Source organism: Bacteroides sp. MSSM.1001136sp1_RTP21357st2_D2_RTP21359_211015 (assembly GCF_040913205.1).
GTDB classification, from domain to species: Bacteria; Bacteroidota; Bacteroidia; order Bacteroidales; family Bacteroidaceae; genus Bacteroides; species Bacteroides ovatus.
The window spans coordinates 38,608-52,407 of record NZ_JBDFVF010000001.1; the positions used below are offsets into that span (position 1 = coordinate 38,608).

Sequence of the window (13,800 nt, forward strand, 5' to 3'; positions counted from 1 at the left end):
TAGATAATGATTAATTAAATTTCCAGCTGCAAAGTTACGGGGATATATATACGGGGGAAATACCTAAAAGAAATGAAAAAATGAGAGGCTTTAATTATATGTAGGTATTGGGAGGAGTGGATTAACTCGTTATTTTTGCAGTCTTTTACTAAATTGATGATTAAAAAATTAAAATGAGAAGAAAATGAAAGGCGGCTACAGTAGAAAAAGTGTATTGACAGGGATTACTTCTTTCCTGGTTGTATTGTTTACTATGCCGTTGGGGCATGCATTAATGATTTTTATGGAGCATGTGCTCTCATCCACAGCTCTTCACTATGCGGCTTTCACGATGGGAGCAGTAGGTCTGGTGATGGTGATTATTGGAGTGTTTGCAAAAGGAGATACACGACAGACATTATGGGGATTATTCGGAGGACTACTCTTCTGGACCGGATGGGTAGAGTTTATCTACGTATATTATGCACATCGTTATGAAGTGCAACCATTGCTGAACGCTGCCGGTGAAGTCGTGACAAAACCGGAATATTTAATCATGCCTTCCTCCTTCGGTTTTTGGGTGATGTTTATGTTGATTTACATTTTCAGTATAAAAAGCGGATGCGACTTCTTTACCTATCTTCAAAAAGTCTTTTTCCGTAAGAGTACCACCACGATTGTAGTACGGCCGATGACACGTCATACCTCGATTGTTACTTTTATGGAGTTAAATCTCATCATGTGGACGAGCTATCTCGTGCTGCTCTTCTGTTATGATGAGAATTTTGTCGGCGAGCATAGCCCTGTTACTGCTATAGTTGCTTTCGGCTGTCTGGCAGGTTCATTTTTTATGTTTAAACGCCTGTTGAAAATCGCTCAATGGGGATATGCCATGCGCTTTTCTATTGCTACGGTAGTAGTGTTCTGGACTTTTGTAGAAGTATTGGGACGCTGGAATATCTTTCATGAAATATGGGTAGAACCAATGGCATATACAACAGAGATGATTACGATACTTTTGGCTTTTTTAGCTCTGTTGGCATTTCTGTTCTACCAGTCTGCTAAAAAGAAGAATAGTCATAACTAAAATATAGAATCAGAAATTATGTTAGAAAAAGGATTGCAATTTATAAAGGAAGTAGTGGTCAAACCGGAAAATCTGGCAGTGGCAATGGGATCGGGTGATCTCCCTGTTCTTGCTACTCCCGCTATGGTAGCATTCATGGAAAATGCAGCTTTGTCTGCTGTTGAAGATCAACTGCCGGAAGGCAATACAACGGTAGGAGCAATGATTCAGACTACACATCTTAAACCCACTGCATTGGGAGACACGGTTCTTGTAACAGCCACACTTCTTGAGGTAGAGGGACGAAAGTTAACATTTTCCGTAGTAGCCTCTGATTCACAGGGTAAAATTGGTGAAGGAACACATATACGTTATGTGGTAGACCGGAATAAGTTTATGGAAAAACTAACCAGTCGTTAATACTGCCAAAAGTGGAAAAGGATGAACTAATCTCCGGGTAAGATGTTTTTTGTATATTAGATATAATAACAATATATAATATGGAACCTCATCATCACCACGAACATAGTCATCGGTTGACATCGCTCAATAAAGCTTTTATCATAGGCATCGCTCTGAATATAACTTTTGTCATAGTAGAATTCGGAGTAGGATTTTATTATAATTCTTTGGGGTTACTTTCCGATGCCGGGCATAATTTGGGTGATGTAGCCAGTCTGGTACTTGCCATGTTGGCCTTCCGGTTGGAGAAAGTTCACCCTAATAGTCGTTACACGTATGGATATAAGAAGAGCACGATACTTGTTTCTTTATTAAATGCAGTTATACTGTTGGTTGCTGTTGGCATTATTATTGCCGAGAGCATAGACAAATTATTTCATCCGGTTTCGGTTGATGGTTCTGCTATCGCATGGACAGCTGGGGTGGGAGTGGTCATCAATGCGCTTACTGCATGGCTTTTCATGAAAGATAAAGATAAGGATCTGAATGTGAAGGGAGCCTACTTGCACATGGCAGCAGATACACTGGTATCTGTCGGTGTAGTTGCTTCCGGTATTATTATTACGTATACAGGATGGAGCATCATTGACCCGATTATCGGACTTGGCATTGCTGTTATTATTATAGTCTCTACCTGGGGATTGCTTCATGACAGTCTCCGGTTGTCTTTGGATGGAGTACCAGTGGGGATAGACGCTCAAAAGATACAGCAACTTATCGTGGAACAACCCGGTGTGGAGAATTGCCATCACTTGCATATTTGGGCGTTAAGCACAACGGAAACCGCTCTGACTGCCCACGTTGTCATTGATAATATCACACAGTTGGAGGAAGTGAAACATCATATAAAGGAAGCACTCGAAGAGGCAGGCATTCATCATGCCACTTTGGAGTTTGAAGACGAAAGAGCTACTTGCAGCAACGAATGTTGTGAGGATTAAATAAAATCCGTACCTTCGCGCCCTTAAACTAACTAACCTTTATTTTTATGTTTACTGACTTATTGCATTCCTCTTATTTTTCCCTTTTCCTGATTGTCGCATTAGGGTTTATGCTGGGAAGAATAAAAATCAGAGGATTATCTCTCGATGTGTCGGCAGTTATTTTCATTGCCCTTCTTTTCGGGCATTTTGGTGTTATCATTCCTAAAGAATTAGGAAACTTCGGTTTGGTGCTCTTCATTTTTACCATCGGTATTCAGGCAGGGCCCGGATTCTTCGATTCTTTCCGCAGTAAAGGAAAGACGCTTATTCTCATTACTATGCTTATAATTTGTTCCGCCTGCCTGACCGCAGTCGGGTTGAAGTACGCATTTGATATTGATACACCGAGTATTGTCGGTCTGATTGCCGGTGCGTTGACCAGTACGCCGGGTCTGGCGGTTGCTATTGACAGTACCAATTCTCCTTTGGCATCCATTGCTTACGGTATCGCATATCCGTTTGGAGTAATCGGCGTGATTCTGTTTGTCAAACTGTTACCTAAAATTATGCGGGTAGATTTGGATAAAGAAGCCCGTCGCCTGGAGATAGAACGTCGCGGACAATTTCCAGAACTGACTACTTGTATCTACCGTGTCACCAATTCGCATGTGTTCAACCGTAACCTGATGCAAATTAATGCACGCGGTATGACGGGCGCTGTTATTTCCCGTCTGAAGCACAATGATGAAATATCTATTCCTACAGCCCATACAGTGCTGCGTGAAGGAGACTACATACAAGCCGTAGGTAGCGAAGAATCATTGAATCAGCTTGCTGTGTTAATCGGTAAGAGAGAAGAAGGCGAACTGCCTTTGGATAAAACGCAGGAAATAGAATCTTTACTGTTGACCAAAAAGGACATGATAAATAAACAACTGGGTGATTTGAACTTACAGAAAAATTTTGGTTGTACAGTGACTCGTGTCCGTCGAAGCGGTATTGATTTGTCTCCATCTCCAGATCTCGCTTTGAAGTTTGGTGATAAATTGATGGTTGTCGGTGAGAAAGAAGGACTTAAAGGAGTAGCCCGCCTGCTGGGTAACAATGCGAAGAAACTGTCTGATACGGATTTCTTCCCCATTGCGATGGGTATTGTACTGGGAGTGCTGTTCGGCAAAATAAATATATCTTTCTCTGATAGTCTGTCATTCTCTCCGGGACTGACCGGCGGAGTGCTGATGGTAGCCCTTGTGTTGAGTGCGATTGGTAAGACAGGCCCCATCATCTGGTCTATGTCCGGACCTGCCAATCAGTTGTTGCGCCAGTTAGGTCTGCTTCTTTTTCTAGCCGAAGTAGGAACTTCTGCCGGTAAGAATCTGGTAGCCACTTTCCAGGAAAGCGGATTGCTGATGTTCGGAGTAGGAGCTGCCATCACATTGATACCGATGCTTGTAGCAGCTATTGTCGGACGTCTGGTATTTAAAATCAGTCTGCTCGATTTGCTGGGAACGATAACGGGAGGTATGACGAGTACTCCGGGACTTGCAGCTGCCGATTCAATGGTGGACAGTAACATACCGAGCGTAGCTTACGCAACTGTTTATCCGATTGCCATGGTATTTCTGATTCTGTTTATTCAAATCATAGCTTCGGCAGTATATTAACAGAATTTTGTATAATCATTGATTGTTAAATAAATAGTTCGTATCTTTGCCGCCTCAAAGAAAAAATGAGGTGAAACGATTGTTATTGAATATTACACGCTACTTCTTACCGATACTGTTTGTGTCGTATCTGGTAAGCTTCACATTCTTTGCCCACGTGCATGTGGTCAATGGCGTGACAATCGTCCATTCACACCCATTTAAGAAAGGGGCGGCACATAAACACTCTACAGTAGAACTGCTACTGATTCATTTTCTGTCTCATTTAACGGCAGACGGTGCAGCCGTAGTTTTTGCTCTTTCCCTTTTTATTCCTTTCTTATTGTATTTGTTGCTCGGCCGTTCGCCGTATGCTCACTATCACTGTCCGTATCATGGGGTAGTGGGACTTAGAGCACCTCCGGTTATTCGTTTCTCCATTCTTTGAATGATGATACCGTACCTTGCATGAGGTAGGGCATTATCTGTCTATCCATGTGAATACTTATCGAAAACTAATAACAAACGAAAAAATGAAGAAATACATCTTTTCGTTTGTCTGCCTGTGCTGCGCATTGTTGCCTGCCCTTGAAGGACAAGCTCATGAATATCCTAATCATCCTGAGTTACGTAAGTCAGACGCCAATATCGTTGGCCATATTCTTGATAAAAACACTAAAGAACACTTGCCCTATATAACAGTCGCCTTGAAAGGTACGACTATCGGAACGGTAACCGATGCTACTGGGCATTATTTCTTGAAGAATCTTCCCGAAGGCAATTTTGTGCTCGAAGTTAGTTCGGTGGGGTATAAAACCGTCAGACGGAATGTGACGCTGAAGAAAGGGCGCACATTGGAAGAAGATTTCGAGATAGAAGAAGATGCAGTTGCTTTGGATGGCGTAGTAGTATCTGCCAATCGTAACGAGACTACCCGTCGCCTGGCTCCGACACTGGTGAATGTGGTGGATCTGAAAATCTTTGAGAATACCAATTCTACGACTTTGGCACAAGGATTGAGCTTTCAGCCGGGTGTCCGTGTAGAGTCTAATTGTCAGAATTGCGGCTTCCAGCAAGTACGTATTAATGGACTGGATGGTCCTTATACGCAAATCCTGCTCGATTCCCGTCCCATTTTTAGTGCACTTTCCGGTGTGTATGGCATCGAGCAGATTCCTGCCAGCATGATAGAACGTGTGGAAGTGATGCGTGGAGGCGGATCGGCTTTGTTCGGTTCGTCTGCTATTGCCGGAACAATCAATATCATTACCAAAGAACCGATGCGCAATTCCGGTATGTTATCGCATACCATTACAGGTATTGGTGATGGCGATGCTTTTGATAACAGTACGGCGCTGAATGCATCACTTGTGACGGACGACCAGCGTGCCGGTTTGTATATCTTCGGTCAGAATCGCCATCGTTCTGCGTATGACCATGATGGTGACGGATATTCTGAAATCCCCAAGATACACGGCCAGACCATCGGTTTCCGTTCATTCCTGAAAACAACGACATATTCGAAACTAACTTTTGAATATCACCACATGGAAGAATTCCGTAGGGGAGGAGACTTGTTGAACCGTCCGCCTCACGAAGCGAATGTGGCGGAACAGACCGAACACTCGATCAATGGTGGAGGACTGAAATTTGACTATTTCTCACCTAACGAGAAACATCGTTTCAATGTGTTTGCATCAGCGCAGCATATCAATCGTGACAGCTATTATGGTGGCGGCCAAGATCCGAATGCCTACGGAAACACCACCGACTTAAACTGGATGGCAGGATCGCAATATGTCTATAGTTTCGGAAAATGTATCTTCATGCCTGCTGACCTGACTGCCGGAATAGAATTCAATCAGGATAAACTGGAAGACAATATGTGGGGATACCACCGTACAGTAGACCAGAAAGTGAATATCGGTAGTGCTTTCTTTCAGAATGAATGGAAGAATGAGCATTGGGGATTTCTGATTGGCGGTCGTTTGGATAAACATAACCTGATTGACCATGTGATATTCAGTCCGCGTGCCAATCTGCGGTATAACCCGACAGAAAACATCAATCTTCGTTTCAGTTACTCATCCGGTTTCCGTGCTCCGCAGGCTTTCGACGAAGATTTGCATGTGGAGAATGTGGGCGGTAATGTGGCGATGGTTGAACTGGCCGATAATCTGAAAGAAGAAAGATCACAGAGCTTGAGTGTCTCGGCAGATATTTATCATCGTTTTGGTGCGTTTCAGGTTAACTTCTTGGTAGAAGGATTTTATACAAAATTATCAGATGTATTTGCCCTTACCGACGGAGAGATAGTGGATGGAATCCTAACACGTACACGTTACAATGCACCGGGAGCCCGTGTGATGGGACTGACTTTGGAAGGAAAGATGGCATATCTGACTAAATTCCAGCTTCAGGCAGGAATCACTTTGCAGCAGAGCCATTACAGCGAACCGCACGTATGGAACAAAGAAGCTCCGGCTGTAAAGAAAATGATGCGTACACCGAATACTTACGGTTATTTTACAGCAACCTATACCCCGATAAAACCATTATCTATCGCTCTTTCCGGTACATATACCGGTTCGATGCTGGTTCCCCACGAACCAGTTCCGGGATTCCTTGAAAAACCGATAACGGTGAATACGAAGGACTTCTTCGATATCGGTTTGAAGGCTGCCTATGATTTCAAACTTTACAAGTCGATGAACTTGCAGGTGAATGCCGGCGTACAGAATATTTTCAATGCCTACCAGAACGACTTCGACAAAGGGGCTGACCGTGACTCCGGTTATATCTATGGTCCGTCATTGCCGAGAAGTTTCTTTGCCGGAGTGAAGATAAGTTATTAAAATTCGATTAAGATTTAAAATCGTCATAAATAGGGATTGTTTTGCATGGAGACAATCCTTATCTTTGCAAAAAACAAACTAAACCTTGACTTAGGTGCACAGAATAAATGTGCAAGATGACCGAATGAAACAATTGTACCTACATATAATGAAGTGGTTTCTGCCTGTACTGTTTATCTCGTACATGGCAGGAATCACTTTGTTTACTCACTCCCATGTGGTCAACGGGGTTACAATTGTCCATTCACATCCATTTAAAAAAGGCAGCGAACATAGCCATACAACGGTTGAATTCCAACTAATTCATCTCTTGAGTCATGTGTTGGTGACCGACAGCGGTTTGATACCAACATTCTCTGTTGCTGCTTTATCTCTATTATGCATCCTGTTTGTCCGCCCGCAAATAGAGCATTTTCACCGTTCTTGTCCGGGCGTAATATCTCTTAGAGCACCTCCTGTCGCTTAGTTTATCTTTTGGGGGGAACAGTATTTATGTATTAGGATCAACGATTAACGATCGCTGCTTCCCTTTCCCTTTATTATTATTTTTCGAATTAAAACATTAAAACACTAACGACAATGAAGAAATATCTTTTAGTCCTGGTCGGCCTGTGCTGTGTCTTGTCATACGCATTGGCTGAACGTCCGGACTACCCTGAACTGAAGAAATCCGATGCGAATATAATAGGTCATGTACTGGATAAAAAAACGAAAGAACATCTTCCATACATCACCATTGCACTGAAAGGAACGACCATAGGAACCGTGACTGATGCTACCGGACATTATTTTTTGAAGAATTTGCCGGAAGGAAATTTTATACTGGAAGTTAGTTCGGTAGGTTACAAGACAGTGACCCGCAACGTAACTCTGAAAAAAGGAAAGACACTGGAAGAAGATTTTGAAATAGAAGAGGATGCGATTGCTCTCGACGGAGTAGTAGTTTCCGCCAATCGGAGTGAAACGACACGTCGTATGGCTCCTACTTTGGTGAATGTCGTCGACCTGAAACTCTTTGAAACCACTAACTCTTCCACTTTATCACAAGGATTGAACTTCCAGCCCGGAGTGCGTGTGGAGACAAATTGCCAGAATTGTGGCTTCCAGCAAGTCCGTATCAATGGTCTGGACGGACCATATACGCAAATTCTGATAGATTCGCGTCCCGTATTCAGTGCCCTTTCCGGAGTGTATGGACTGGAACAGATTCCTGCCAGCATGATTGAACGTGTAGAAGTGATGCGTGGGGGAGGCTCCGCCTTGTTCGGCTCTTCGGCTATTGCAGGAACCATTAATATAATCACCAAAGAACCTTTGCGCAATTCCGGTCAGCTGTCGCACACCATAACTTCTTTAGGAGGAAGCTCCTCATTCGATAACAACACCTCGCTGAATGTTTCATTGGTGACGGACGATCATCGTGCCGGATTGTATATCTTTGGTCAGAACCGTTATCGGTCGGGATATGATTATGACGGAGACGGATTTACCGAACTGCCCAAATTGAAGAATCAGACAGTGGGTTTCCGCTCTTATCTCAAAACAAGTACTTATTCCAAACTGACCTTTGAATATCACCACATGCAGGAATTTCGTCGTGGAGGGGATATGTTGAACCGTCCTCCTCACGAAGCGCATATTGCGGAGCAGTTGCAACATTCTATTGATGGTGGAAGTTTGAAATTCGATTATTTCTCTCCGGATGAAAAGAACCGTCTAAGTGTTTTTGCATCGGCTGCCAATACAGACCGGGACAGTTATTACGGACCGGGTAACGATCCTCTGAAAGCCTATGGAAAGACGACAGATTTAACCGCTATGGGTGGTGCACAATACGTACATACGTTTGACAAGTGCTTTTTTATGCCTTCTGATCTCACGGCAGGGCTTGAATATAACCGTGACCGCCTAAAAGATAACATGTGGGGATATAACCGTCACACGGATCAGACGGTGAATATTTACAGTGCTTTTCTGCAGAACGAATGGAAGAACGACCGTTGGGGGATTCTGATTGGTGGTCGTCTGGATAAGCATAATATGGTGGATAATGTGATCTTTAGTCCCCGTGCCAACTTGCGTTTTAATCCTACCCAGAATATTAACCTGCGTTTAAGCTATTCTTCCGGATTTCGTGCTCCGCAGGCTTTTGATGAGGATATGCATATTGAAAATGTGGGCGGAACGGTGGCTATGATCGAGCGTGCAAAGGATTTGAAAGAAGAGAAATCCCAAAGTTTCAGTGTTTCTGCAGATATGTATCATCGTTTCGGAGCATTCCAGACGAATTTGTTGATTGAGGGTTTTTATACAAGACTGACCGATGTTTTTGTATTGGGCAAACCTTACGACCGTGGTGATGGTATATTAGTGAAAACACGTAGCAATGGCCCCGGTGCTAAAGTGATGGGATTGACACTGGAAGGTAAAGTGGCTTATCTTTCTATCCTGCAAATACAAGCGGGATTAACTTTACAACGTAGCCGGTACGATGAACCGCATAAGTGGCATGACGATGCACCGGCAGAAAAGAAGATTTTCCGTACTCCCGATACATACGGTTATTTCACTGCCACTTGTACCCCCGTCAAACCTTTATCTATTGCTTTGTCAGGAACCTATACCGGCAGGATGTTGGTGCAACGTATGGATATCACCGCCGAGAATGCCGAACTGGGTGAAATGCCTGAAAGAAAAGCGGAAGCAATCAGAACACCTCGTTTCTTTGATTTGGGAGTGAAACTGGCTTATGACTTCAAGTTATACAAAACGGTTGATTTGCAATTAAACGGCGGAGTTCAGAATATTTTTGAGTCTTATCAGAAGGACTTTGACAGAGGAGCTAACCGGGATTCCGGTTATATTTACGGTCCTTCTTTGCCGAGAAGTTTCTTTGCCGGAGTAAAGATCAGCTATTAATCGGTCATAAAAATAGTTTCCCGGCACGGTACTTTTTGTTTCCTGCGTTGAAACACTTTGTTTCAAATAGTGAAACGATTTGTTTCACACCGGGAAACACTTTGTTCCAAGCCTTGAAACTAAAAGTTTCAAGCGGCTGAAACTAATATGTCGTATAGAGACCTGTTCTTTTCTCCTTGTTAATCATTGATTGATCGGGCGGTGATAGGTGATAGATGCGGTGATAGGTTGCAAACAACCTGTCACCACCCCTGAAATCCCCATGAATAAGAGCTTTTGGAAGTGTCGGTGATAGGTGATAGAGGAAAGTGAAAGAAACTCTGTGTAGAGATGGATCAAACCATATCTTTATCGACCCCGAATTTTTCTCCTGTCTGACATTTACCGGCAGGTTCCACATGTACCAGAATGTCATATACATTATCTACCGAATTAATGATGCTCTTCTCCACTGCATCGGCAATCTCATGGGCTTGCGTGATCGTGATTTGTGGATTCACTTCTATATCAAGGGTAATCATATAGAGATTCCCTATCATTCGTGACCGGACGCGATGCGGATTACTGGCACCGGGCACTTTCTCTACAGCCTCGAATATCTTATTATATACATTGACATCTTTCACCCCGTCCATTAGCTCCACATTGGAATCAATGAAGATGCTGATGGAAGATTTGATGATAAAGAGACTGATTATCAATCCTGTTATCGAATCGAGTATCGGCAATTTGAAGATAAAAGTAAATATCAATCCTAACAAAACACTGGTTGAAATGACAACATCATTACGCATATTGATAGCGTTTGCCGTGAGCATGGAACTGTTGATCTTCTTTCCCTGTTTGTACTGGTATGAAGCCAGTAAGAGTTTACCGATAATAGAAAATATAGTGACATAGATGGCGATAGCCGATGGTATCTCTTTCACTTCATCTGAAAAGATGTTTTTAGTGGATGATAGCAACATTTGTACACCGGCATAAAATATCACGAGTGATAGAATCTTTGTTGCGATCCCTTCCGCTTTCTCATATCCGAATACATATTTCTTTGAAGGAGGGCGGTTGATGAGGCGTGCCGTAAAAATCATAACGATAGAGATAACGACGTCGGTTGCCGAGTCGATACCGTCGCCGACTACGGCTAAACTACCGGCAAATAAACCGATTATGATTTTGGATACGGACAAGATTGCATTGCCAATTGTGCTGATCCACGAGGTTGTGATTAGTATTTTCTCTCTTGACATTGAAGTGACTCTTTATAATTGTTTGTAATGGGATTGGGGAGCAAAGATAAACATTAATAGGAGTCTGTGATATGAAGTCGCAAAAAACTTTTTCTGCCTTTTTAGTAGTTTATACGTTTTAGTTGTATTATATATAGATGGTCAATTAAAAACAGGACAATTAATTTATTAAATAGTTAACCGCATGTTCAAAAAACTAAGTAGCTCTTTTCTCATTGTGTCAGCTTGTATTTTTTCTTCTTGCACGCCTACCGTCAAGCAAGAGATTGCAATCTTACCTACCCCCGTTAGTCTGACCGAGCAGTCTGGCTCGTTTGTTTTAAAAGATGGAATGAAGATTGGGGTTTCCGATCAGTCCTTGTTTCCGGCTGTCGGGTATCTGCAGGAGATTCTTCGGAATGTCATATCGTCTTCTGTTGAAGTCACTACCGATAAGAGTCAGGTAGATGTGTATTTTCAGTTGAAGGATACTGTTGGAAAGCCCGGCTCTTATAAACTTGAGTCTACGCCGGAGTATATTCGGGTAGAGGCAACTGACTATTCGGGTATTATTTCTGCTATTACTACTATTCGCCAGTTGCTTCCTGCAACGATAGAAGTGCAGGGAGAGAAACAGAATTATTCTATCCCTGTCGTGCAAATAGAAGATGCGCCACGGTTTGAATGGCGTGGATTTATGTTGGATGCTTCCCGCCATTTCTGGAATAAAAAAGAAGTGAAGCATGTATTAGATCTGATGTCTTTGTATAAACTTAATAAGTTCCACTGGCATCTGTCCGACGATCAGGGTTGGCGTATAGAGATCGAGAAATACCCGTTGCTTACAGAAAAAGGGGCCTGGCGTAAATTCAATACGCAGGATCGTACCTGTATGGCACGTGCGAAAGAAGAAGATAATACCGATTTTCTGATTCCGGAAGATAAGATACGCATTGTGGAAGGAGATACGCTGTATGGAGGTTATTACACTCATGATGATATAAAAGAAATAGTAGCCTATGCTACGCAAAGAGGTATCGATGTCATTCCCGAGATCGATATGCCGGGACATTTCCTGGCAGCTATCGGTCAATATCCGGAATTGGCGTGCGACGGATTAATCGGGTGGGGGGAAACTTTCTCTTCTCCTATCTGTCCGGGCAAAGATACAACGCTGGAGTTCTGCCAGAATGTGTTCAAAGAAGTTTTTGAACTTTTCCCTTATGAATATGTGCACATGGGTGGTGATGAAGTGGAAAAAGCCAACTGGAAGAAATGTCCTCTTTGTCAGAAACGGATTCGTACGGAGAAACTGGGTTCGGTAGAAGAACTTCAGGCATGGTTTGTACGTGACATGGAGAAATTCTTCCTTGCCAACGGAAAGAAACTCATAGGCTGGGATGAAGTGGTATCCGACGGATTATCTTCCGATGCTGCCATTACCTGGTGGAGAAGTTGGGCGAAAGATGCATTGCCTACGGCAACTGCACAAAAGCAGAAAGTGATTGCTTGTCCGAATGAATATTTCTATTTCGATTATGCGCAGGATCAGAATTCAGTAAAGAAAATACTTGCGTATGATCCGTGTGCAGACGAGCGGTTATCGCCGGAACAGAAGAAATATATCTGGGGTGTGCAGGCGAATCTCTGGGCTGAATGGATTCCGACAATGAAGCGCATTGAATATTTGATTGTTCCCCGTATGATAGCGTTGAGTGAAATAGCTTGGGCGGAGCCGACAGCTAAACCGGGTCTCGAAGAATTTTATCGTCAGCTTGTTCCGCAATTTAAGCGGATGGATGTGATGAGGGTAAATTATAGGGTGCCTGATTTGCAGGGATTCTATAAAGTGAATGCATTTATTGATGAAACAACTGTGGAATTGACCTGCCCGTTACCCGGTACTGAAATACGTTATACGACAGACGGCAGTATGCCTACCAAAGAATCAGCTCTTTATAACGGTGCTTTGGAAGTTGGGAAGACTACGGATTTCGCTTTCCGCACTTTTCGTCCGGATGGTTCTCCTTCGGATGTGGTGCGTACCAAGTATGTAAAGGCTCCTTATGCGGAGGCGGTGACTGCTCCGGCTGCTTTGCAGCCCGGCTTGAAAGCAGTATGGCACGATTTCCGTGGTAATCTTTGTGCGGATATTGATGCAGCTCCTGTCAAAGGGGAGTATGTGGTGGAATCGGTATCCATTCCCGAAGAGGTGAAAGGAAATATCGGTCTGGTATTGACCGGCTATCTGGAAGTTCCTGCCGATGGTATCTATACATTTGCCCTTCTCTCGGACGACGGTAGCACATTAATGCTTGACGGTGAATTGTTGGGAGATAATGATGGAGCACATTCGCCGGTAGAGATTATTGTGCAGAAGGCTTTGAAAGCCGGGCTTCATCCGATAGAGGTACGTTACTTCGATTGTAACGGAGGCGTATTGCAGATGGAACTGGTGAATGAAAAAGGTGAAAAAGAAGTATTGCCAAGTGCATGGCTGAAACATGAATAGCAAATTTCATTATTTTTAGGTATTGTCCGTCTTGCCGGCGAGCTGTACCTTTGCAGAAAATATTTGAAAACTTATGCGAATCAGTGAGAGACGAGTCGAGATTAATCATATATCAAAGGTGCACATGCACCGGATTGAATGGGATGAAGAGAGCTTATAGAAATATAAGCTCTCTTTTTTTGAACGATTTCGAATATTGTTCTTTTTTGAAA

Annotated in this window: 9 protein-coding genes and 2 pseudogenes; 10 read left to right on the forward strand and 1 reads right to left on the reverse strand. The window is 43.1% G+C overall.

Features of this window, described 5'->3' with window-relative positions; translation table 11 throughout:
* Positions 1-184: 184 nt before the first annotated feature.
* From AB5217_RS00160 to AB5217_RS00195, 9 genes and pseudogenes are all read left to right on the forward strand, one after another.
* Entirely contained in the window at positions 185-1,066 is an 882-nt protein-coding gene (locus AB5217_RS00160; protein WP_032845349.1) for a hypothetical protein, read from the forward strand.
* 18 nt (positions 1,067-1,084) lie between these two features.
* Entirely contained in the window at positions 1,085-1,465 is a 381-nt protein-coding gene (locus AB5217_RS00165; protein WP_004303823.1) for a thioesterase family protein, read from the forward strand.
* A gap of 80 nt (positions 1,466-1,545) precedes the next feature.
* Positions 1,546-2,448 carry a cation diffusion facilitator family transporter gene (locus AB5217_RS00170; protein WP_032846678.1) on the forward strand — a complete coding sequence of 301 codons (903 nt, stop codon included), beginning with the start codon at positions 1,546-1,548 and terminating at the stop codon, positions 2,446-2,448.
* A gap of 47 nt (positions 2,449-2,495) precedes the next feature.
* Positions 2,496-4,094 (forward strand): aspartate:alanine exchanger family transporter, encoded by a 1,599-nt coding sequence (locus AB5217_RS00175; protein WP_004300141.1) that lies wholly within the window; start codon positions 2,496-2,498, stop codon positions 4,092-4,094.
* Between the two features lie 46 nt (positions 4,095-4,140).
* On the forward strand, positions 4,141-4,521 hold the full coding sequence (locus AB5217_RS00180) for a hypothetical protein (protein ID WP_032846677.1): 381 nt from the start codon (positions 4,141-4,143) through the stop codon (positions 4,519-4,521).
* Positions 4,522-4,606: 85 nt separating this feature from the next.
* Positions 4,607-5,269, forward strand: a pseudogene (locus AB5217_RS24915) (TonB-dependent receptor); the annotation flags it as partial.
* Positions 5,270-5,611: 342 nt separating this feature from the next.
* Positions 5,612-6,928 (forward strand): annotated as a pseudogene (locus AB5217_RS24920) (TonB-dependent receptor plug domain-containing protein); the annotation flags it as partial.
* A gap of 148 nt (positions 6,929-7,076) precedes the next feature.
* Positions 7,077-7,394 (forward strand): hypothetical protein, encoded by a 318-nt coding sequence (locus AB5217_RS00190; protein ID WP_004317848.1) that lies wholly within the window; start codon positions 7,077-7,079, stop codon positions 7,392-7,394.
* Positions 7,395-7,507: 113 nt separating this feature from the next.
* Positions 7,508-9,847: a TonB-dependent receptor gene (locus AB5217_RS00195; RefSeq protein WP_032846675.1), complete on the forward strand. Its 2,340-nt coding sequence runs from the start codon at positions 7,508-7,510 to the stop codon at positions 9,845-9,847.
* A gap of 335 nt (positions 9,848-10,182) precedes the next feature.
* On the opposite strand, the gene AB5217_RS00200 is transcribed toward AB5217_RS00195, so the two are convergent.
* Positions 10,183-11,097 carry a cation diffusion facilitator family transporter gene (locus AB5217_RS00200; protein ID WP_004300135.1) on the reverse strand — a complete coding sequence of 305 codons (915 nt, stop codon included), beginning with the start codon at positions 11,095-11,097 and terminating at the stop codon, positions 10,183-10,185.
* Positions 11,098-11,281: 184 nt separating this feature from the next.
* Between AB5217_RS00200 and AB5217_RS00205 the strand changes: the two genes are divergently transcribed.
* Entirely contained in the window at positions 11,282-13,588 is a 2,307-nt protein-coding gene (locus AB5217_RS00205) for a family 20 glycosylhydrolase (protein ID WP_032846674.1), read from the forward strand.
* Positions 13,589-13,800 lie beyond the last annotated feature (212 nt).

What these genes read in the sequence shown, in the direction of transcription:
- AB5217_RS00200 (WP_004300135.1), bottom strand. Translation starts at nt 11,097, where the DNA reads ATGTCAAGAGAGAAAATACTAATCACAACCTCGTGGATCAGCACAATT.
- AB5217_RS00170 (WP_032846678.1), top strand. Translation starts at nt 1,546, where the DNA reads ATGGAACCTCATCATCACCACGAACATAGTCATCGGTTGACATCGCTC.
- AB5217_RS00195 (WP_032846675.1), top strand. Translation starts at nt 7,508, where the DNA reads ATGAAGAAATATCTTTTAGTCCTGGTCGGCCTGTGCTGTGTCTTGTCA.
- AB5217_RS00190 (WP_004317848.1), top strand. Translation starts at nt 7,077, where the DNA reads ATGAAGTGGTTTCTGCCTGTACTGTTTATCTCGTACATGGCAGGAATC.
- AB5217_RS00165 (WP_004303823.1), top strand. Translation starts at nt 1,085, where the DNA reads ATGTTAGAAAAAGGATTGCAATTTATAAAGGAAGTAGTGGTCAAACCG.
- AB5217_RS00175 (WP_004300141.1), top strand. Translation starts at nt 2,496, where the DNA reads ATGTTTACTGACTTATTGCATTCCTCTTATTTTTCCCTTTTCCTGATT.
- AB5217_RS00205 (WP_032846674.1), top strand. Translation starts at nt 11,282, where the DNA reads ATGTTCAAAAAACTAAGTAGCTCTTTTCTCATTGTGTCAGCTTGTATT.
- AB5217_RS00160 (WP_032845349.1), top strand. Translation starts at nt 185, where the DNA reads ATGAAAGGCGGCTACAGTAGAAAAAGTGTATTGACAGGGATTACTTCT.